22 protein-coding genes are annotated in these 20,853 nt (G+C 37.0%); 7 read left to right on the top strand and 15 right to left on the bottom strand.

The features are described 5' to 3' along the window. The first annotated feature begins 3 nt into the window (after positions 1-3). The gene (locus V7O66_RS01525) at positions 4-432 is read left to right on the top strand and encodes an acyltransferase (protein ID WP_406661228.1); all 429 of its coding nucleotides are present in this window, start codon (positions 4-6) and stop codon (positions 430-432) included. Here V7O66_RS01525 and V7O66_RS01520 read toward each other — a convergent pair. Genes V7O66_RS01520 through V7O66_RS01470 form a run of 11 tightly spaced genes read right to left on the bottom strand, consistent with a single transcriptional unit; the run spans position 429 to position 9,979 of the window. Beyond that, on the bottom strand, positions 429-1,106 hold the full coding sequence (locus tag V7O66_RS01520) for a WbqC family protein (protein WP_406661227.1): 678 nt from the start codon (positions 1,104-1,106) through the stop codon (positions 429-431). The two genes, V7O66_RS01525 and V7O66_RS01520, sit on opposite strands and share 4 nt — an antisense overlap. Next, positions 1,103-2,173 carry a DegT/DnrJ/EryC1/StrS family aminotransferase gene (locus tag V7O66_RS01515; RefSeq protein ID WP_406661226.1) on the bottom strand — a complete coding sequence of 357 codons (1,071 nt, stop codon included), beginning with the start codon at positions 2,171-2,173 and terminating at the stop codon, positions 1,103-1,105. The genes V7O66_RS01520 and V7O66_RS01515 overlap by 4 nt, the downstream gene beginning before the upstream one ends. After that, the gene (locus V7O66_RS01510) at positions 2,170-2,835 is read right to left on the bottom strand and encodes a WbqC family protein (RefSeq protein ID WP_406661225.1); all 666 of its coding nucleotides are present in this window, start codon (positions 2,833-2,835) and stop codon (positions 2,170-2,172) included. The genes V7O66_RS01515 and V7O66_RS01510 overlap by 4 nt, the downstream gene beginning before the upstream one ends. Further along, positions 2,810-3,898 carry a DUF354 domain-containing protein gene (locus tag V7O66_RS01505; RefSeq protein ID WP_406661224.1) on the bottom strand — a complete coding sequence of 363 codons (1,089 nt, stop codon included), beginning with the start codon at positions 3,896-3,898 and terminating at the stop codon, positions 2,810-2,812. The genes V7O66_RS01510 and V7O66_RS01505 overlap by 26 nt, the downstream gene beginning before the upstream one ends. Positions 3,899-3,903: 5 nt before the next feature. After that, positions 3,904-4,359 (bottom strand): acyltransferase, encoded by a 456-nt coding sequence (locus V7O66_RS01500; RefSeq protein ID WP_406661223.1) that lies wholly within the window; start codon positions 4,357-4,359, stop codon positions 3,904-3,906. 8 nt (positions 4,360-4,367) lie between these two features. After that, the gene (locus V7O66_RS01495; RefSeq protein ID WP_406661222.1) at positions 4,368-4,997 is read right to left on the bottom strand and encodes a PHP domain-containing protein; all 630 of its coding nucleotides are present in this window, start codon (positions 4,995-4,997) and stop codon (positions 4,368-4,370) included. Next, positions 4,994-5,572: an N-acetyltransferase family protein gene (locus tag V7O66_RS01490; protein ID WP_406661221.1), complete on the bottom strand. Its 579-nt coding sequence runs from the start codon at positions 5,570-5,572 to the stop codon at positions 4,994-4,996. The genes V7O66_RS01495 and V7O66_RS01490 overlap by 4 nt, the downstream gene beginning before the upstream one ends. Then, the gene (locus V7O66_RS01485; RefSeq protein WP_406661220.1) at positions 5,556-6,563 is read right to left on the bottom strand and encodes a glycosyltransferase; all 1,008 of its coding nucleotides are present in this window, start codon (positions 6,561-6,563) and stop codon (positions 5,556-5,558) included. Before V7O66_RS01485 ends, V7O66_RS01490 begins: the two co-directional genes overlap by 17 nt. A 6-nt stretch (positions 6,564-6,569) precedes the next feature. After that, complete coding sequence (locus tag V7O66_RS01480) at positions 6,570-7,997, bottom strand: B12-binding domain-containing radical SAM protein (protein ID WP_406661219.1); 1,428 nt, start codon at positions 7,995-7,997, stop codon at positions 6,570-6,572. A gap of 10 nt (positions 7,998-8,007) precedes the next feature. Continuing rightward, entirely contained in the window at positions 8,008-9,036 is a 1,029-nt protein-coding gene (locus tag V7O66_RS01475) for a FemAB family XrtA/PEP-CTERM system-associated protein (RefSeq protein ID WP_406661218.1), read from the bottom strand. Next, complete coding sequence (locus tag V7O66_RS01470) at positions 8,999-9,979, bottom strand: polysaccharide deacetylase family protein (RefSeq protein ID WP_406661217.1); 981 nt, start codon at positions 9,977-9,979, stop codon at positions 8,999-9,001. Before V7O66_RS01470 ends, V7O66_RS01475 begins: the two co-directional genes overlap by 38 nt. A gap of 20 nt (positions 9,980-9,999) precedes the next feature. Here V7O66_RS01470 and V7O66_RS01465 point away from each other — a divergent pair, with 20 nt between their 5' ends. Continuing rightward, positions 10,000-11,160: an ATP-grasp domain-containing protein gene (locus V7O66_RS01465; RefSeq protein WP_406661216.1), complete on the top strand. Its 1,161-nt coding sequence runs from the start codon at positions 10,000-10,002 to the stop codon at positions 11,158-11,160. 76 nt (positions 11,161-11,236) lie between these two features. Here V7O66_RS01465 and V7O66_RS01460 read toward each other — a convergent pair whose 3' ends face one another. Further along, positions 11,237-12,067, bottom strand: a complete 831-nt coding sequence (locus V7O66_RS01460; protein WP_406661215.1) for a hypothetical protein — start codon at positions 12,065-12,067, stop codon at positions 11,237-11,239. 183 nt (positions 12,068-12,250) lie between these two features. Between V7O66_RS01460 and artC the strand changes: the two genes are divergently transcribed. Continuing rightward, the gene (gene artC / locus V7O66_RS01455) at positions 12,251-13,075 is read left to right on the top strand and encodes an archaeosortase C (RefSeq protein WP_406661214.1); all 825 of its coding nucleotides are present in this window, start codon (positions 12,251-12,253) and stop codon (positions 13,073-13,075) included. Positions 13,076-13,084: 9 nt separating this feature from the next. Here artC and V7O66_RS01450 read toward each other — a convergent pair whose 3' ends face one another. Together V7O66_RS01450 and V7O66_RS01445 are read right to left on the bottom strand one after the other, a co-directional pair. Continuing rightward, positions 13,085-13,321, bottom strand: coding sequence for a hypothetical protein (locus tag V7O66_RS01450; RefSeq protein ID WP_406661213.1), 237 nt, complete (start codon positions 13,319-13,321; stop codon positions 13,085-13,087). A 13-nt stretch (positions 13,322-13,334) separates the two neighbouring features. Beyond that, positions 13,335-14,147, bottom strand: coding sequence for a M48 family metalloprotease (locus V7O66_RS01445; protein ID WP_406661212.1), 813 nt, complete (start codon positions 14,145-14,147; stop codon positions 13,335-13,337). Between the two features lie 185 nt (positions 14,148-14,332). On the opposite strand from V7O66_RS01445, the gene V7O66_RS01440 reads away from it, so the two are divergent. Next, positions 14,333-17,047, top strand: a complete 2,715-nt coding sequence (locus V7O66_RS01440) for a DUF1616 domain-containing protein (RefSeq protein WP_406661211.1) — start codon at positions 14,333-14,335, stop codon at positions 17,045-17,047. A gap of 20 nt (positions 17,048-17,067) precedes the next feature. Here the strand turns inward: V7O66_RS01440 and V7O66_RS01435 are convergent, their stop codons facing one another. Beyond that, entirely contained in the window at positions 17,068-18,201 is a 1,134-nt protein-coding gene (locus V7O66_RS01435) for an RNA-guided endonuclease InsQ/TnpB family protein (protein ID WP_406661210.1), read from the bottom strand. Between the two features lie 274 nt (positions 18,202-18,475). Between V7O66_RS01435 and V7O66_RS01430 the strand changes: the two genes are divergently transcribed. The 3 genes from V7O66_RS01430 to V7O66_RS01420 all read left to right on the top strand — a co-directional run bounded on the left by V7O66_RS01430 (position 18,476) and on the right by V7O66_RS01420 (position 20,849). Continuing rightward, positions 18,476-18,973: a PEF-CTERM sorting domain-containing protein gene (locus V7O66_RS01430; protein WP_406661209.1), complete on the top strand. Its 498-nt coding sequence runs from the start codon at positions 18,476-18,478 to the stop codon at positions 18,971-18,973. Between the two features lie 185 nt (positions 18,974-19,158). Next, a complete protein-coding gene (locus V7O66_RS01425) occupies positions 19,159-19,689 on the top strand; it encodes a PEF-CTERM sorting domain-containing protein (RefSeq protein WP_406661208.1) in 531 nt (176 codons plus the stop codon). 113 nt (positions 19,690-19,802) lie between these two features. Further along, entirely contained in the window at positions 19,803-20,849 is a 1,047-nt protein-coding gene (locus V7O66_RS01420; protein ID WP_406661207.1) for a M42 family metallopeptidase, read from the top strand. Positions 20,850-20,853: the final 4 nt, after the last annotated feature.

Here is a 20,853-nt window from a genome sequence, read left to right as displayed (position 1 = left end):
AGTATGATTCAGGCTTTATTGAAACCACTCATCTTTGGAAGAAGCACATTTAATAACTTTAAAAAACATATGAGAATGACATATTTGAAAAAGGCAGGAGTGAAGATTGGTGAGAATGTCCACATATCTCCAAAGGCTTATATCGATCTACATAAACCTTCATTTATACAAATTGGAGACAATGTTAAGATTACAAGATGGACCATGATTCTTTGCTATGATAGTTCAAAAGATATGTTCGAAGGATTGGGTGAAGCTTACAATAGGGTGATAATTGGAAATAATGTGTACATAGGTGCTCACAGCATAGTAATGCCAGGAGTGAAAATTGGGGATAACGTAATAGTTGGCGCTAATTCTCTGGTTAATCGAGATGTTCCATCAAATTGTATAGTTGCAGGGACTCCTGCAAAAAAAATGCGTGATCTTTAAACATAATCTTTTGTTTCTTCCCCAAGATTAAAAAGTAAATCTACTATGCTTAGATTTGGTATGAAATTTCCATATAATTGCTTATATTCAATTTGTTCATAATTTTGATATTCAACCTTTATATTATTTTCATGGAAATATTTCAGATCTAAATATTCCCTGCCGCTTGTTCCTGAAAGATACACATCCGCTTTTAATTTTTTACAAATTTCAGCCAACCTCTCGGTTCCGCTAACACTTTTGCCTTTAAGGATATCTGATGAAAAATAGAATGGTGTTTTTATGCCTAATTGTTCTAAAATGTATGTCATTGTGTACATATTGAGATCATGGAGTCGCTCCCACTTTGTAGCATAGACATGATCAAAAAAATCCTTATAATCTTTGAAATACTCTGATTTGTTGTAGTTTGCAATAAAGGCTTTCATGTGCTTCTTCTGCCATAGTATATTATTCTCGATTAATACTTCGTTTAAATTTTGACCAAAATGTTTTTTTATTGGAACAGTAAGCATATGTTCCCCAGTTGATGTTTTTATGCGATTTCTGTTGTAATAATACTGGTTAGAATACTGCACATCATCCAGAAATACAAAGACATCAACATTTTTGATCTTATTAAATATGCCTGGATATGGAAAATACATTGGCTGATGTATTGAAACTTTATTCATACTGACCCCCCTAATTTGTTTAAGGTATCTGATATATACAGTACATCCTCATCTTCAAGTGTTGGATAAATTGGTAGAGAAATTGATGAAGCTATAATATCATCAGTATGCGGATACTTTTGTTGATTCATTGAAAATAGCTTTCTTCTATGGAGAGGGTGAGAATGCATCGTAGTACAACTTATGTTCTTCTCTTTAAGATCTTGGATTATTCTATCCTTACCTTTAGTTTTGAGAACATATCTTGAATATACGTGTTTTTTATGTTGAAGCTCTATTGGATGTTCCACATTCACAATTTCTTCTCTGTATATTCTGGCAATTTCCCTTCTTCTTTTTATAAATGTATCGAGTTTATTTAGCTGTTCAATCCCAATGACTGCATCGATATCCGACATCATATAACTATATTTCATGCGCATATCTTCAAGAGAGCACACTTGATCATGATATCTTATATCTCTAACATTTTCAATCCACTCTTTGTTATCTGTACAGATCATTCCACCCTGAACAGATGCCATCAATTTGGTCGCATAAAAACTAAAAACAGATATATCCCCAAAAGTACCGACCTTTTTGTTTTCATAGATTGCCCCTATTGATTGGGCACAGTCTTCTATCAAGAATATGCATTTTTCATCACATATCTCTCTAATCTCCTGGATATCTGCTGGATATCCAAAGAGATGGGGAACTATTATTGCCTTTGTCCTTTCACTGATATTGTTTTTGATTTCATTGAGGTCTATATTAAAATCAGCCCCTACATCAACCAATACAGGCTTAGCTTCCTGATATAGTACAGGGTATGCAACTGCCACACAAGTATACGATGGAAGTATTACTTCATCATTCCTACCAACTCCCAATGTATTTAATGCAAGATGAATGGCAGATGTTCCAGATGAGGTCGAGATTGAGTCTATTCCCATATATTCAGAAAACTTGTTCTCAAATTCCTGAATTCTTGTACCAACTGTTAACTCCAAGCTGGATAATGAATTAATTACAGCTTCAATCTCTTCTTTCCCGATCGTCGGTTTGTTATGCGGTATGAATTTCAACTAGGCAACCCCCCTAAATTGAAAAGAGCATCTATAGCTGCCATATTTGGGATGAAATCAGGATAACGTTGCTTGTATGATGGATGTTTGTATTCTTGGAATACTAGTTTGATATCAGTAAACAAAGACTCATCCATGTAGTTATGTCCTCCTGCCCCTGCGAGATAAGCGTCTCCACCAAAGGCCTTTACAATTTCAACAAGTTTTTCGGTAGAACATGATTCTAGTTTCAATTCACTTGAGTATCTTATTTCCACATCAATATCAAAAACTTCCACTAAATACTCGATGATTTTCATATTCAAATCTATTAACAGATTATATTCCTTAGAATAAATCTTTTCTAATTCATCGGAATATGTATCATAATATGGTGTCTTTTTATAATTTGCATGTATCTCTCTGAAATGTACCTTGTTCCATGCAGCTGCGTTTTTATCCGTTTGATTCTTTATTTTTATTTCATTGATTGGCATCTTCTCTTTGAAAACCGGTACTGTGATCCACTTCCATCCACCATGAATCCTGATTTTATTGCGATGGATGTATTCACTATCCGTGAATTGCGCATCATCGTGAATTACAAAAATATCAGAATTTAACATTTTGTCAAAAAAGCCCAAATAGGGTAGATGATTAGGCTGATGAATAGCTACAATCATATTTATCCAAAACCTCCTTGACAGAATTGGGATATCCTTCAATCAAATCAACCATGAATGAAGTAACATCAATTTTTTCTGAGAGCATCGTGTCACGTCGACGTGTCCATTCATTTTTGATGTTATCGCCACTTAACAGTTCAATTGCCTTGTTCAGTGCCTGTGATTGACCTTTTAATGGGTCTGAAAAATTATAGATCAAACCGTACTTTTCCTCCAATTCATCTGTATATCCCCTGCGTGAGGTCGAGATCAATATAGAAGGAGTTCCTAACACAGCACATTCTGTTGCCATGGTTGCACTTTCGCCAATGTACATGGTGGCATAACTCAATAGACTGTGCATTTTTTCAGGAGATATTTTTACTTCATAATCTTTGAATTTCTCTAATTCTCCCTCAAATTTCAATTCCGATGTTATTAGGATTCTCCCATATTTCTCCAAAATAGATAATGCATCTGCTAAATTCTCAAATCCCTTATCATTGATATCATGGCTGGCTTGCCAGGAAACAAGACGAATTATTATAAATTTTTCATTTGATTTGATGCCTAACTCTTCCAACACAGTCTTATCGGGTTTGAAATACTTCGGGTGAAGATATGCTAACTCTTTATATCCAGTATATTTTACCTGCTTTTTACCTAGATTTATGTTGAAACAAGAGGGGGTGTATATTTCGCTTATAAATGGCATTGTTAAATGTCGGATTAAATTCGCCCCCTCAGTGTCAGTGAACGTTACGCATTTAGAACCTACCACCTTGGCCACATGAGCCCCATACATGTCTAAAACACCTGTAATTATATCTGGTTTGAATTGTTTTGCCAACTTATAAAATAAATAATCCCTATAAATGGTTCCGATTGCTTTTTTCAACATCCCATTGTATTTTTGTCCTGCATATACATAGTCGACACCTATTAGGTCAAGTAATTCTAATGTAATATCTTTTTTTTGTGCTGTGACTTTAATCTCATGGCCCCTTTCTTCCATGATCTGCACAAAATTTTTGTAAAAATGTACATGGGCCGGATGCCCAATATCTATTTGTACTTTCATTTAACTCACCGAAGCAAACTTTTATTAATTGTTTTAACGACTTTCCCTGGAACTCCTGCAACCACCGTATATGGAGGTACGTCTTTTGTTACAACAGCACCTGCAGCAATGACTGAATATTCCCCTATAGTTACTCCTGGCAGGACTATTGCCCCAGCCCCAACCCAAACACCTTCTTTTATGTTTACAGGCAGTGATGATTTTGGATAAATCTTTTCAAGAGGAGATGGTGATGGGTCTGAATGAATTACGATAGTTACATTGGGACCTATTCCAACCTTATCTTCTATTGTAAGATAATTTGTATTTCCCCCATCAAATACAAAAAAATCTTGACTTATTTTTACATTCCCCGTAATATTTGCCCCAAGTAACTTCAGTAATTTAATTCTTATAAATCCTCCGGGAGTATGCCGCATGATTAAGTGAATTATTTTTTTAATGAATCTTATTGGATACATAAAGACACTCAAATTAATTTTGTTTTTATCAATTTCACAACTCTACTAAAAGACTTTGGAAATTTGATGCTATGATTGTAGAATATTGTATTATTTGCTAAAATTGTTTTTTTCATATTTACATAATTTCCTGATTCTAATATCATTTTTGTATTGCCAATCTCAAAAGAAAAATGTGCATCGCTTCCCGCAGTTATCGGTAGCCTATATTTTTTGGCTAGTTCCATCGCCTTTATATTAGCTTCCTGTGATGTCCTTCCGTTGTATCCTTCAATTGCATCTATTTTCTTTAAAATCATTTCCGGAATGTGCTTCTTTTTTTGAAAGGGATGTGCTAACACAGTCATACCATCTTGTTCCTTCACTTCTTCAATAACCTCAATCGCGCTTTTGCTTTTTATCTCTTCATTTAAAAAGAGGCATAAGATGTGCCCCACTTCAGTCGATATCTCACTTCCGACGATTATCTTTACTCCCGGATTTTTACATTTTAGTGCTTCTAACCCACCCCTAATTGTGCCATGGTCTGTTATTGCAATTCCATCTAACCCTTTTTTATATGCTACTTTAAGCATTTTCTCTGGTTTTTGCAACGAATCAAAAGAATATTTTGAATGGGTATGTAGGTCAAATATCATACATTATCAATCCAGTATTCCAATCTAAGGCATGATCTTTCATTTGTTCTCTCTACTGGCTCGAATCCTATCTTATTGTATAAAGCAATCGCACACCTATTATTTTTTTCGACATTGAGATAAACTTTGTTGACCCCCCACTCTTCGAATATTTGTAATGATGTTCTTAACAAAATTGTGGCAATCCCTTTATTTCTATGTTCTGGGTGTGTACCCAACAAAACTAAAAATGCTTTTTTAGATATCCTATTTTTTGATATTGAGGGAGTAATTTTAAAAAAGGAATAACCTATCACCTTTTTATCATTCTCTGCAATAAGGAATGTATATTTGCCAAACTTTCTATACAGTTTGTATATCCGTTCTTCTGGTGGCGGGGTATCTGAGGAATGCCCGTGAATCTGCAGTGCCTTTTTGATATCTTTTTCTGAATCTGCGGTCCGGATGATGAACTCTTGAGGTCCAACATTTGATAGTGAACTTTCTTTGCCTTTTATTTGCAAATGGCCTATATTCTCAGATATATCTATTATTTTTGTAATTCCAACATTTTTGAGTTTATTGACCCATCCCATAGTCTCCCCCACTTTTAATTACTATTATATCGATAGGATAATCGTCTATTTTCTTTGGTATTATAAGGAATCCTTTCAAGAAATGATGCCATCTAATAAACATGCTGGCTGAATGCTTTATTGCAAATATGGGATCATTCTCATAAACCATATCAAAAAACAATAATGTAATTCCAGCTAACCACAGTAATATAAAGTTATTTACACCTGCAAGCATTAACAGTATACTTGGAATACCATATAGCATCATAAAAGAAAAGGATATTATGTACTTGTAATCTTTCCAATGTGCACCCAATATCTTTTGATTGTATAATGAATACCTTAAAATTTGCCCACAAGCTATCGAAAAGTTTTTTTTTCTTCGCATCAGATCTAAAACTGTTTCATCCTCTCCCCCTAAATGATGGGACATATTATTTGGAAGCCGAACCAGTTTATAATTTTCTGCTAATATTCTATAACTGAGCTCCCCCTCCTCAAGTGCTTTTAGATGAGGATTGAAAGGTCCAATTTCATCTAGGATTTTCTTTCTTAATAATATATCCTCTTCGTAATATTCAATTTCTCCAGTCTCTTGGTTCTTAGCCGATTCAACCCATCTCTTAGCAACTACATTATCGTAATATTCTTGGGTAATTATCCCCACGACACCTGCCACATCTGTGTGCTCTTTGAGAAAAGGCAGCGAATATTTGAACCAGTCTTTATCCAGTATGGTATCTCCATCTTGGAATTGTATGTACTTGCCTTTTGTTTGTAGATATCCAGTATAGCGTCCAGCTGCAGCTGAAAGCATCCACTCAGACTTCAATTGAAATATCTTTATCGGATATTGCTTTGCAATCTCTATTGTATTGTCAGTAGATGCAGAGTCAACTAATATAATCTCATGCTCCATGCCTTTAACAGCAAGTAAAACTGATTCGATGCATCTGGTAATGTTTTGCTCTTCATTTCGACTTATTATTACTACTGATAATAATGGCATGATTGATCACACAAAGCTAATCATCCTTGCTTTTAATTTTCTAGGTATTGAACGAAGATATCGCTTTCGAAAACTGCTATCGCATAAGATTTTGTTTTTTATGAACTCCCGTTTCATTCTTTTCTTTGCTTCCAAAAGCTCTTTCTTGCTATAGTTCTTAGTCCTCATAACGGAATCAAAGCTTGTATACTTGGAGAAATCATATGTTTCGATTAACTTTTCATTATCTGCGATATCAAATAGCTTAGTGCCGGGATATGGTGTTGCGATATTGACACTCATTGCATCAGGATTAAGTTCTATAATGGTTTGGATTGTTTTATCCAGTGTTTTGTTATTTTCTCCAGGGAGGCCAATTATCATGTGTGCCATCGTAAAAATCTTTAGATCCCTGGTGATCTTGAAGGTTTCTTTTATTTTATTGATATCCAATCCAGGCTTCCCTATTTTTTGAAGTTCATCTGCGGTAGTTTCAACTCCATAGTGTATCCTAAAACATCCGGAAGATTTCATTTTTTGGAGTAGCTCCGGTGATACAAGATCAGCTCGTGTCTCTGCTAACCAATTTATATTCAAATTTTCTTTTATGATAGTGTCACAGAATTCATTGATCCATTTGTGATCATAAGTAAAGTTTTGTGCCCTGAATACAAATCCGTTTATTCCAAAATTTTCTTTTAGATATTTTATTTCTTTTACAGTTTGCTTCACTGATTTATGAACAACCTTCCTGCCATATCCCAATGGATAGGGGCAGTACATACACGAATAAGGACATCCAACAGCTGTTAAAATAGGAACGCAATTAAAGGATTTGTCTATTCCTTCAACGTCTCCCAAATAGCTATTTATTGGTATTTCTTTGTAAACATCAAACCAAAGGTTGTCTACTGTTTCTTCATATTTGACAGGATTTTGGACCAAAATTTGGTTTTCATCATAGTAGAAAGCACCCTCTATTTGGGCAAAATCATCCTCTTCGATACCTTTAAATATATTTTTTACGGCGTTATAGTGTGGATATCCAGCTTTTACAACCAGGTCTGCTTTTTCTAATACTTTTTCTGGCATCACATTACCTATTGCGCCTAGTACAACGACTGTGCCAACTTTTTCTTTTATTTTTTCGACAAGGTCTAGATCATCATATAATGAGGGTAATGAAAGCCATGTTATCACAACATCAGGTGATGAACTATCGATTACTTCTAGTGATGTTTCATAATCATACATCAGTCCCTGTGCATCCAGAACTTCAAAATCTGCACCCATGTCCCTTAATCCAGATGCTCCATAGAGCAGATATGTTGGAATCAATGTTTCGCTAGAAAGCGAACCAAGTGTTCCAAAACCTCCTGCAAACTCACGATATATATTTTGATTTACTGGATTTGGAAGATTTAAGAGTAAATATTTATTATTGTGCGTAGCCATTTCAATCACTTCATGGAAAATTAGATCTAAGTCCCGGCCCAGCAACTTTAGTTAATTTAAGAGGCATAGAACTCCACATTTTTGAAAATGCTTTGCGCTTAAAACTCTCAGAAGTGATATTTGGGATGGATTTGGCAGTATTCAAATAGTATTGGTAATGGAGTTGTTTTGTTTGAGCACTCCAGCGTTCTTTAAAATCCAGATTTGCTGAATTTATTTGACTTCTTCCAAAATCGTAATAGTTGTAGTTATTCTCACAAGCCCATTTAATTGCGTTCCAAATTCCAAAATCAGTTGGGTAGTATTTTCTATATTCCTCCAGAACTGAGCTCCAAGAATTTATTATGGTATCCTTATACATCAAGTAAAAAGCTGAATATACCGCCAGATTATCCTTGTATACAACTAGTACTTTTGAGTTATCAGGGAACTCTTTTAGAATATTTTTAAAAAATCTTTCATCATGTACCGGAGTTCCAAGTCTCCTCATGTTGTGAGAATAAATATTATGGAATTCTTTGGTTTTGTCAGTCCACTTCCATTCAAGATCACTTTTTGAACACCTATATATACTTTTCCGTTTGTTTCGTTTTAATGTATTTTTCAATAAAATATCGGGATCCGAATCTAGTTCCAGAATGGATGTTACATATTTATCAGATTCTTCTGAAATATCATTTTTGATAATGTTTCTAAGCTCAAGATATGAACATTTTTCTTCAATACAAAGCTTTTTGGCAGCCTCCAACAGTTTTCCCGTATAAAAATCGCTATCAGCACATACTCCTCCGTAGGATGTAAAAGGCTGTGAAACTAATTTTTTACCAAATAACTTACTTTCAATTAAAAAAAGAGGAAGCACACCTTTGAGTTTACCCTCATCCCATATGCTCAAATTACATGGTTTGTACCCATATGTATTTTCTACTATATTTTTCCACCCAATTTGGTGGAAGAATGTAGAGTTTTTATGATTTAATATATATTCAGCCCACTCATTCTCACTTACATTCTTCAAGATTTCCAACTTTGTATTCATGTAACCCCACACCTTCTTTATAGTTTTTAGCATATTCTTTCATATTGACAAACTCAAAACCATAGTTCATGCCGCTTTTAATTGTTTCTTCAAGCAGAACTATTGACTTTTCCCCCATATTCCTAATTTTCATCCTCTGTCTTATTAAATCTGCAAAGATATATTCGGACAGGTTATTTGAACGCCTTGTTGCTATGATCTTTTGCTCAGGGTCCAGGCATTCTCCAGGGTGGAAAAGAAAGACGATTGGCTTATCAATCATTTTTGATTCTAGGTATAGATATTTTCTTACTACTTTTATCAAAGTAGGACTGATTCTCATTGTATTTCCTATAAATGGTACCAACGCTGCAGATATGGGTATTTCGAGTATATTTGAATCACCTGCTTTCATTGGAGATTCATAGGACATCATATAGGGTTTTCTTGGTGCAGATAGCCATTTTAGCTTTCTTTTCATGCCATAGCTGAATGGACCGTCAAATCTTTGTGATGCTACAGAACTATCAGTCTTGAAACCTACTTTTTCCAATGCCTTTACCGTATGTTCATTTATTCTAAGAGCAGGTGCTCTAAATGAAGTTACTTTACCCCCGCATGACTCTATCGTATTTTTGGCTTTTTTAAGTTCTTTTACTTGCTGTTCATATGATAAGAGATCAAATGCCTTTGATACAGAATGATCATATGCATGGCATGCTATTTCATGACCGTGATCTTTTACATATTCGACTGCTTCAGGAGATTTTTCACTAAACATTCCAGTAAAATAAAAGGTCCCATTTATATCGTATTTAGCCAGTAAATTAATTATTCTTGGCAATCCCACTTCACACATTAAATTTTGGGTGTGTTCATCCCCTCTATTTCTATATAATGAAATATTTTCTACATCTATTGTTAATACAAAGTTCCCCACCATGACAAATAATTTTAATAACATGTTGATTAATATAACTTTCTATGGGAGTGTTAGTTACTAGTGCGCATAGTGCCAAATCTTTGGTTGTTACAAGATCATTGGGTCGTAATGGAATAGATGTTACAACTTCTGATTACACAAAATTGGCACCTACATATTATTCAAAGTATTCTAAGGACCATTTTGTTTATCCCCATCCAATAGAAAACAGTGAGTCTTTCATTAATTGTATTTTGAAAAATGTGAAAAAAAATAATTATGAAGCTTTGATTCCAGTAAATTCAGAAGAGACATACTTAATTGCAAAGTATAAGCATAAATTTACACCTTATTTAAAAGTTCCACTTCATGATTATGATTCAATTATGCGCGCAAATGACAAGGGTGAGTTATTAAAAATTGCTGAAGATATAGATATTCCTATTCCAAAAACATATAATTTAAACAATATGTCTGAGATTAAACAAGTTGCTGAAAAGTTAAACTATCCTGCAGTAATAAAATTAAAAAATACTAAAAGCAGCATTGGATTATCTTATGTTCATTCAAAAGAGGAATTTATATCCAAATATGTTGAAACCGTATCGAATTTTCATTTATCTGCATCAAATCTTCCAATAGTTCAGGAATATATCCCAGGAGATGGTTATGGTGTATCAGCACTTTTTAATTGCGGGGATCCAAGGGCAATTTTTACACATAAGAGGTTAAGAGAATATCCATCCAGTGGAGGACCTAGTACTTGTCGGATAAGTACTGAGCACAAAGAAATGGAAAAAATCGCTGTGAAAATACTAAAATATTTAAATTGGCATGGGGTTGCAATGGTAGAATTCAAATTAGATTCTAGAACAAATAAACCTTATGTAATTGAAATTAACCCCAGATTTTGGGGTTCAGTAAATCAAGCAGTTGCAGCTGGCGTTGATTTTCCATATCTGTTGTACCAAATGGCTGTTGATGGTGATGTAAAACCTGTTTTCAACTATAAAATGGGTGTCAAGACTCGATTCTTGATAAATGATTTTCGGTCCCTCTCTGACATTCTTAAGAATGAGCCAAATAAGATTCCTACGCTCATGTCTTTTTCTCATTTTTTTGGTAAAAACCTATATTATGATACACTATCTTTTGATGATCCAATTCCAGGAATGTTATTTTATCCATTTGAAATTAAAAAATTATGGCATCGGCTTAAATAGACTAAAGTTAGATTTTAAAAATCATGTGCCATAGCATATCAACTTTTAATTTTGTTTAACTTTCACCTATGCTCACTTATTTATTACTTTTTGATCTGTATAAAACTATTCCAGCCTTCCCAACGTTTTTCAGATTTTGTAAGATGAATTCTTTAGTCCATCCATAAGTATCATTACACCACCTGTTAGGGTGTACAAGTACACAGATTTTGGGGATTTTTTCAGAGAGTATAAGATTACTAACATCTTCTGTTGAAGATATTTTGCCAACCGATAAGTGGTTTTTTCCTTTATAAGATGTATCTACAACATCTTTCACACGTATGTTCATATTTGCCCATGTTCTCCCAGTATCCGTTAAGTAAAAAACTTCGTTATAGTTAATTGAGAGATACGGTTCTCCAATAATTCCAAAATCTTTGAAATTGTACTTCCCCCATAGATCACGGTTTGACCATGATGCTAATGGATTCCCATGCATACAGATTGTAGCAACATTTGATATTTCCCTCATATCTTCAAGCTCATTTTTGAAAATGTCGATTGCTTTCTCAGGATCCCCTTTTGCCTTATCCATTACTTCATAGTGAAATCCAATTTCATGCCCCATGTCTGCAATTTTTTCTATTATCTTTGGTTTAAACACATCTTTTGTATGTCTAAAATAATAGGTTGATGTGATATCATATTCATATTCAAGTTGAGCCATTTCCATTGCTCTTTCAATTTCACGATCCACATCATGGCGTAAAATTACACACTTCTTTTGTTCCGATAATAAGTAATCATATACAGTTGTTGTTTTATAATCTGTATCAATAATAGATTCAATAAGCTGTTGGTATTTTGATAGTGTAAAATCTCTATTCATTATTGCCCCACATCCTTTCAATTTAATTTCAATCATATGCGTTTATATGTACCATAGAATTATTAGAGAATAAAATACATTGTGCCTTTTACTATATTATATTTTTTTGTATTACAGTGTTTTTTGTTTTCAGTATAATTTTGCAAACATTAGACAGAAACTTGATATAGTTTAGCAACGAGAAATAGTTCTTGATAAAGATTGAACAAAGGTCAGAATATGATGCAGGATAACAAAACAATTATTATAATACTTTTAATACTTGCATTATTCACAGGTGCTACTATAGAACTTGCCGAAGGTTCCAGTTATGTCGGCGTGGCTTTGCTAGTCATTGCTGCAGTCTTATTTACACGAATTCGTTTAACTAAGTCAGTGATTCTGAAAAACTCAAGATTGTATATAGTACTGGGATTATTTATCGTATTTTCCGACCTACTCTACAATTTCATTACCCACAGTTCTCTAGGTACATTGGATTCAATGACATTCTTTTTAGGTATTTCTTTGATTGCATTCGGAATCAATAAACCTCAACTCCACAGTCTGGGTGAATTTGGGGCCTACATTTCTGCTGTTTTCATTGCATTATTTCTCATTTTCTACAGCATGTTCGGTGCCTTGAAAATAGACTTTCTGCACCTATTTGATCACTATCTGGTCCTTATGCCAACTGTTGCCATGATTAAAATTCTTGGCATACCAGTCGAAATAATAGCCACGGAAACAGTGACACTTTACGGAGCAGAACCCATGACCATAGTCATAGGCGGACCATGCTCTGGTCTTTATTCCATGTTCCTGCTTGTAGGTATAGTAGCCGGATATTCCAGAATGGAGAAGATGGATTTCAGAAAATCACTCCAACTCCTCGGATTTGCAGTACTTGTCGCATACATTGCAAATCTTGTCAGGGTTTTAATCCTTTACATTTCAGCATACCTGTACGGCATAGATGTAATGATGATGGTGCACACACATATCGGCTGGATGATATTTGCCTTTACAGCCGGCATAATAATGTATATCATGAATAGAAAATAGATGGAACACTTATTGTTCCATCAACCTTTTTTTAAATATTTTCCTGGCTACCAGCATTGCTGCAATTACCGAGCCCATATACACAAAGCTCAAACCGAATACCAGCAGGAACTTAAAATCCTTCAGCATGAATGTAATTGCCACAATAATGCCAAATAGAACAAATGAATATGACACGAAACTGAACAAAAGAGCCTTTTGCCAGTCCTTAAGAATTGTAAAGTAGTAGTGTATTTCTGAGAACATGTTTCTACCTCAATCAATTGACATTTCCAGAACTGCTTAACGCCATCAAACGCTGTGTCATATCAGGCTTTGCAACAAACAAAGAAAGATGGATATCATAAAGGGAATTAACCTTTACAGGATTCACTACAAAGAGCTGGGCATGCCCGGGATTGAAATATTCAACTGAATGAAGGCGTATTTCAGTATCGATCCTCTTCAAAGCAGATGCAAGATTGTCCTTTTGTCCCAATATACTGGTTGCCTTTGCATCAGAACTCAAAACCTGATCACTAACTCCCAGATACACCAGCAACGCTGCAGGGAGCATTACAAGCCCCATTGCCACAAATCGTATGAACCTTGGGGCAGGGTCACCCTCCTGACCAAAGCCGCCAAGCATGGACATCCATAAAGCAGCCGTGGAAAGTGATGCAATAATACCTGCCATCATAGATATGAATGTATTTTGAGCCACGTCACCTTCAGAGATCCGTGCAATCTCCCTTGCAATAATGGCTTCCAATTCTCTTTTGTTCAATAATTCCAGCAGCCCCCTGGACATCACAATCTTAGAAGCATCATCACTTCCAACTGAAAATATAACAGGAACCATGGATTCAAAAATGAATGGCTTGGGCAGGCGTATAGATACCTTGTCTGAAAATGTATACAGCATAGAGTGAACATTGGCATATTCAGCAAGTGGCATTGCTTCACAGTGGTACCATTTGAGAAGTATCCTGTCAGATAAGTGATATATCTTCCAGTCAATAAATGCAAGCAACACAAGGACAAGTAATCCTGCTGCTAAGCCTGCAAAATAGAACACCGGTAAAGCCAGCAAAAGAGAAGGAAAAGCAAATATGAGAAATATCAGAACTTTGTTTTTAATAATGACCCCTCTGTAACATACTAATTTTATTGACTGTACTACAATAGCACCTTACACTTATATATTTTAGCAAATAATTACATTCAATTCGCAAGTAATTCAAATTCTAATCACTGTTCAGGATATGAGGAGCGCAGATGTCTAACTCAAAAAAGTGCATTTATACACATGACCTTAAATTACTGCTTATAGCTTCATTGTTATCAATAATATTCATCCTCATACCTCCATTCAATGAAATACCCCTGAGAATATTCTTTGCGCTCTTGCTTATCTTCTTTATTCCGGGATATGCATTCATATCTGCATTATTCCCATCCAGGGATGAGATATCCGGCATCGAGAGATTTACACTCAGTGTAGGATTCAGCATTGTAATCATGGTCTTTGACGGATTCATTGTCAGCCTTACTGAGTGGAAGTTCAGGCCAAATTCCATCACAATATCCCTTGCAATCCTCACACTAATATTTGTCACGCTAGCATACCTTTCAAGAAAACGCCTGCCTGAAGAGAGACAATTCAGTTTTTCATACAGTGCTTTTATCCAGTCATTGAACTCCGATGAGATAGAGGAAGAAGAAACTGAAGAGATCGAAACTGCCGACATACAGGAAAAAAGGTTCACAACAAAGAGTCGGAAAAAGGTATCTACTATCAGAAAGCAAAACAATGAAGCGATTGTAACAAAAGGAAGCGACAGAGTTCCACCTGAGGTTACAAAAGCACTCATGATAGCAATGGTTCTTTCAATAATCATTGCAGGTGCGATGTTAGTTTATGCAAAGACCACGCAGGAAAAGGAGACATTCACAGCAATTTACATATTGGGTCCTGATGGAATGGCAGAGAATTATCCTGAAAACTTTTCCACTTCTAACCCCATTCACATAATTGCAGGCATCGAGAACTATGAACATGCTGATGTAAACTATACGCTGCAAGCAAAACTGGATGGTACGGTGCTGGAAGAAATTCAAGTAACTCTTGGACACGAGGATAAATGGGAACAGGAGCTAGTCCTGAATCCAGTCCGCTACAAGCAGGGAAAGCAGAAACTGGAGTTTGCACTTTACAAAGACGAAGTTGGAAACTGGCCATATAGATCAGTGCACCTCTGGCTAACCCAGGAAATTAGTACAGAAGGTATTGAATCAACAAGTTCCGAGACAATTGATTTCATACAAATAAAGAACCCATCCATGGAATCAGATGATGGCTGGACATTCATTTCAAACAGCGAATCAGTAACAGGACTTTACCGGAACGAGTCAGGAATCTATTCCTCACATGCATTTGTTATCAACAACACTTTTGAAGGCAATATGGCACAATGGGGTTACGTGCAACATTCCCTGCAGCAGGAAATATACAGTGATAAAACTGAAGACGTGCTCCTTTCTGCTTTCCTGAAGGACAACTATGCAAAAGGAAGTCCAGGTAAAGAGGAGGTGCAGTTCAAGTGGGTCATACTCAATGATATGACAGTATGGTCAGACGGAATAAATGGCGATGAAGGGTGGCAGCACATAATGGTGCCTGTCACAATGCAGGAGGGAAAGAACACACTCACATTCGTTCTGGCGCAGAATAGCAACATGGAACTTGAAGCTGTGGAATTCAGCATCGATGAGGTGAGTTTCATGCCACTTACATACACATCCCCATACCTGAAGGAAGACAACACGGTTGAATTTGACCTGCCGGTATCCAAAGTACTCCCATTACCTCAAAGTGTGAATGAGAACAGGTTCGTCGTTAACTGGAACGGAACAGATATCGGTTCAGGGATCTATTACTACGACATAGATTACAGCACCGATGGTACCAACTGGAAAAGATGGTTGAGCCGGACTACAACAACTTCCACACAATTCGAAGGAAAGCAGGGAGAAACATACTACTTCAGATCAAAGGCTGTGGATAACGCATTGAATGAGGAAACTGAACATCTGCTTGCTGACACCAGCACAAAGGTGGACAATGCAGCACCACAAATTGAACTGGACATTAGTCCGAACCCCACTAGCGACTTCACATACCTGACAGTAGAATCAAGCAAGCCGTTAATGGAAATAGAATGCCTGGTAACACCCCAGACCTTCGGCGAAGCTGAGTACATAAAACTCACGACCAAGGATAACATAATATGGACTGCCAAATACACTGTGGAATTAGAGGATACTTACAACGTAGAGGTCTTCGCAAAGGACTATGCCAACAACACAGCCTACACGTTTGACACAATATACACCGATGAATCCCTGGAAGATCTCACCATATCCATTGATCCTGGAAAGACAGATGGTAGAACAGAGATTACAGTAACACCATCTATTGCCCTGAAAGATAATCCGACGGTAACGGTCAAGGATAGGTCCGGACGTAAGTTGGATGTCAGATTTGAAAAATTATCAGATGGCGAGTACATCTACAATGCAGATGTCTACGAGGATGACGAAGATAATGCTGACAACGTAGATGGTACAGCACGTGTCACAGTCACTGCAAAGACCATCAATTCCCAGACACTGTATGAGGAAGAGACATTCATTATTGACAGAGTTGAGCCGACAATACAGAGTTTTGGTCCGGATGATGGAGATACGGTAAATACCAACAGTCCATCGATCACAGCTTCATTCACTGATGATCGTGCAGGAATCGACAGGGACATGACAACTCTGCAGGTCAATGGCATCGACGTAACGGCAAGCACAGAAAAAGACTATAGTTCCATCTATTACAATGCAGCAGGACTTGAGAGTGGAAAAGTAGAAGTCCGCCTTAGTGTCACTGACCAGGCAGGTAATACAGTTGTGGAAACATGGGCATTTTATGTATCAACGTGAACTACACCTAAACTAAAGATTTAGGTGCTTCCTGCTTCACAGCCCGAACTATTGTTCATGGCTCCACAGGCCCTTCCCGTAGTCCCTACGGTGAATAAGTTAAGAATGTTAATTGCGGCGTTGTGATCTCTGTCGAGTACAAGTCCACAGTCAGGACATTTGTGTACTCTGACAGATAGACCTTTCTTGACAATGCTTCCACAACTACTGCATTTTTGTGATGTATTATAAGGATTAACTAATTCGACATACTTACCAGCTTCTTCCGCTTTGCTTTTTGTCATTAGAATTAGTTGGCCCCATGCAACATCTGATATCGATTTTGCTAGGTGATGATTCTTAACCATGTTCTGAATATTCAAGTCCTCAAATACTATCCTGTCAAATCTATCAACCAGTATTCGACTCAACTGATGGTTAAAATCAAGTCTTTGATTACGTATCTTTCTGTGAACCTTAACAACTATGTTTTTTTGTTTGAGTCGGTTCTCGGAACCTTTCTTCTTCTTGCCCAGTCTCTTTTGTTGGACAGCAAGAGATTTCTCAGACTTACGATAGTATTCCGGTGAATCGAATTGCCCACCGTTACTCAGAGTAACACATGAGTTGAGTCCAACATCAATACCAATGGAGGTATTTGGATTTACTTTTGCAGGACTATTACCCATATCAACAGAGAACACTGCATACCACTGATTCACTTCTCTTTTGATAGTGCATGTTTTGACCTTGCCTTCAATCTCACGATGTTGCTTTATCCGGATGTTTCCAATCTTGGACAGTTTCAGTTTAGTTCCTTCTATCCAAAAACCCGATTGAGGGTACGTAAAACTATTGTACCTGTCCCTTCCCTTGAACCGTGGATAACCTGGAACATCCCCGGATTTACACCGTCTGAAAAAAGCATCAAAAGACTTGCCAAGTCGTCTGAGGACATCTTGTTTGACCTGAGATTGCACTGGCGTATTGAACTCAAGATACTTGATCTGATTGATCTGGCCAAATGTAGTAAGTCCTTGATTGCATCTTTCATATGCATTCCGTCTGTCTGCTAAGAATTCATTGTAGATGTATCTACATACATCCAAGGTTTTTGTGAGAATAATTCCCTGTTCTTTGGTGGGGTACAGACGGAATTTATACGATTTCCGCATAATATAATATACGCTGTAATGGTATTAATATGTATCAGAATCAAGAACAAGAGGCAGTAATAGACGCTTATATCCCCGATGCTAAAGACATCGGAGTTTTACGCTACAACTATAAAATACCAATCACCACATCATAATGATGATTATGACAGTTTAACGATTTTACAAATGTTTAAATACAAAGATTAATATAAGGAATATTACTCAGTAGTAATCTTAATTAGAAATAGGTGGTACGAAAATGAAATTATTAAAATACAGCATAGTAATGCTAGTGCTTCTAAGTTTAATTGGCACTGCACAAGCATGGGATGCACAAGTACTTGACATAAATGGAAACTCACTAGCAAGCAATCCATCAGACATTAGCCTTGGCCAAACATTGAACCTAAGCCTGGAACAGACTGGAATTAATGCTAACGTTGTGAGCGTTAACTATACAATATCAGTTACACCAAATGATGGTAAGTTTACAGCAGCACTACTACGAGACACTGCAGCAGTCACTGCACCATCCGACACAGACTTAGATTTATTTACCGTCACATTGACTAATGATCCAACTGCAGTAGGTACAATGTATACTGTGTATGTAGACGTATTGGGTTACGATGTTAATGGTGTTCAAATAACTGGTGCACAATCTGCAGGCAAATTTGACGCTACCGGATCACACAGTTTTAATGCAATACCAGAATTCCCAACCATTGCACTTCCAGTAGCTGCAATACTTGGTCTGGCATTCTTCTTCCAGCGCCGCAAGGAAGAGTAAGTGAATTAACTTACTCACCTTTTTTTTCTTTTTGAAGTAAATCTCTGTATAGACAGAGAAAAATCCACTTCTTTTTTTTCATATTCTGAAGATAGTTTCTTACACCCTTAAGTAAAAAAAAAACATACATTTTTAAGCGTAGGATAAATTTTCAAATGTTGGAATGAATAAGGAGTGGTCAATAAATGAAATTATTAAAATATAGCATAGTAATGCTAGTGCTTCTAAGCTTAATTGGCACAGCACAAGCATGGGACGCACAAGTGCTCGACGATAAGGGAAATTCACTAGCAAGCAACCCAATAGACATGGCCCTTGGTCAAACGATTAACCTAAGCTTGGAACAAACTGGAATTAATACTAACGTAGTGAGCGTTAACTATACAATATCAGTTTTCCCAAACGATGGTAAGTTTACAGCAACACTTTTAAGAAATACTGCAGCAGTCACTGCACCATCTGACACAGACTTAGATTTATTTACTGTCACATTGGCTAATGATCCAACTGCAGTAGGTACAATGTACACCGTTTTTGTAGATGTATTGGGTTACGATGCCAATGGCGTTCAAATAACTGGTGCGCAAGCAGCAGGCAAGTTTGATGCTACCGGATCACACAGTTTTAATGCAATACCAGAGTTCCCAACCGTTGCACTCCCAGTAGCTGCAATACTTGGTCTGGCATTCTTCTTCCAGCGCCGCAAGGAAGAGTAAGTAAATACACTTACCCACCTTTTTTCTCTTTTTTAGCCTTGTTTTAACACATTACTCAAACCTTATATTCCCTCAGTCCTATACTTCATGAATTAACTTAAAAGATGATCATCATGGAAGAATTACTTGCTAAATTATCAAATGCCCATGGCATATCAGGAAGCGAAGGCAATATCAAGACTATGCTTGAAGAGGAACTCAAGCCCTATGCCGATGAACTCAGCACAGACAAAATGGGAAACCTTATAGCCCATATGAAGGGAGAGGGACCATCCATCATGCTCGCAGCACACATGGATGAGATCGGGCTCATGGTCAAATACATCGATGACAAGGGTTTCCTGCGCTTTGTAAAGATAGGAGGATGGTTCGACCAGACACTACACAGCCAGAGAGTTATTGTTCACACAAGTAACGGACCAATCCCGGGAGTTATCGGGTCCAAACCACCGCATGTGATGAAGGAAGAGGACAAGAAGAGGCCTGTCAAATACGATGACATGTTCATTGATGTGGGTGCAAAGGATAAGGAAGATGCCGAGAAGATGGGCATAGAGGTTGGAACACCTATCTCCATGGACCGCGAGGTTATAAAACTTGCACACGGCAAGATAACCGGAAAGGCATTTGACAACCGTGCAGGCTGTGCAATAGTCATAGAGACCATGCGCCAGCTTTCCGAGATGGATGTAAAAGCAAATGTCTACGTTGTCGGTACCGTGCAGGAAGAGGTTGGACTTAAGGGTGCACGCACATCAGCATTCAAACTCGAGCCTGATGTAGCACTGGCAATCGACACCACAATACCAGGAGACCATCCCGGCATCGGAAAGAAGGATTCCGTGATTGATACTGGAAAGGGACCTGCCATCACAGTAGTAGATGCTTCAGGACGCGGACTTATCGCAGCACCACAGGTCATCAAATGGCTGAGGGAAACTGGCGATAAGAACGAGATCCCATACCAGATGGATGTAGGAGATGGCGGTACAACCGATGCAACTGCAATTCACCTGACAAGGGAAGGAATACCCACAGGCGTGCTCAGTGTGCCAACGAGGTATATCCACTCACCTGTAGAAGTCCTCGACCTTGCAGACCTGAAGTACAGTGTTGACCTGCTGGTAAAGGCCGTGCTCAACGTCAACGATTATTTCTAAGCGA

It is taken from the genome of Methanolobus sp. ZRKC3 (assembly GCF_045291275.1).
GTDB lineage: Archaea > Halobacteriota > Methanosarcinia > Methanosarcinales > Methanosarcinaceae > Methanolobus.
Note: the sequence above shows the minus strand (reverse complement) of the source record. Positions and strands in the feature narration are given on the sequence as shown.